Genomic DNA, 885 nt, shown 5'->3' with positions numbered 1-885 from the left:
GCTTCAACAACCATTGGTGGTAAGTTTGCAGATTCGATTTCGATTTCGAATACTGTGCTCACAGTTGATAGCACATCCCCGTTAGAGTTTTTGTCCTGCGCCGTTAGAACAATCTCAAAATCACCGGATTTTTCTACGATAGCGGTTGGGTGTAGAACAATTAGGTTACCAACTTGCTCAACTTCAATGCCTGTGCCCGCTAAATTGTGCGTCAGTTTTGTGCTCACAAGGCTTTGGTCTTTGTCTTTGAAAAGACCTTCGATGTTTAGCTCAACGCCATTAAATGCGGCACCTTTTACGATTTCTGGTAGCTTATCCAATTTATCTTCAGCTGCGTCTTCTACGGTTTCGTTGACGGTTAGCTTGTTGTTGACTACCGTTTCAGGCACCAAGTTGTCGCTATTTGGCGTACTATCAGTGATGACTGGACGTAGGCTTGGGTCATTGATGTTTTCGCCAGATGCAACAAGACGTTCCACTTCTTGGTTTGCCGCTTGAGCAAACTCCGTGGCTTTTTTCTCGTAGTTCGTTGGGTTTTGTGCTTTCGAGTCGGTCAGAATCTGAGCGGTTTTATGTAGTTCGGCGTTTTTTGTCGCACCTTCAACAAAGTCACTGTACAGATCAATCGGAGCTTCCTCTGAGCCTCCCAATGCTTTGTTTACGTTTGCTTTCGCGTCTTCTTCAGTAATTGAAGGGTCTTTTGCCATTTCAATCGCCACAAGGTCCGTGATAGGTGAGATCACGTTAGACGATGATGGTGCGCGGAATACGATTTCGTGCGCCATAGCTTGGCTTGGGTGGTCCATATCTACGGTGTAGGTGCCAGCGTATTTCTTGGCATCCAAGGCGATAAGTTGTTTCTGTTTCGCACCGTTTGGAACGAGA

1 pseudogene is annotated in these 885 nt (G+C 46.0%); it reads right to left on the bottom strand.

Going from position 1 to position 885, the window contains the following annotated elements:
- A pseudogene (locus tag R7Z49_RS23980) lies at window positions 1–885 on the bottom strand (hypothetical protein); the annotation flags it as partial.

The sequence above is a fragment of the Vibrio sp. 1562 genome (genome assembly GCF_033340155.1).
GTDB classification, from domain to species: Bacteria; Pseudomonadota; Gammaproteobacteria; order Enterobacterales; family Vibrionaceae; genus Vibrio; species Vibrio alginolyticus.
Note: the sequence above shows the minus strand (reverse complement) of the source record. Positions and strands in the feature narration are given on the sequence as shown.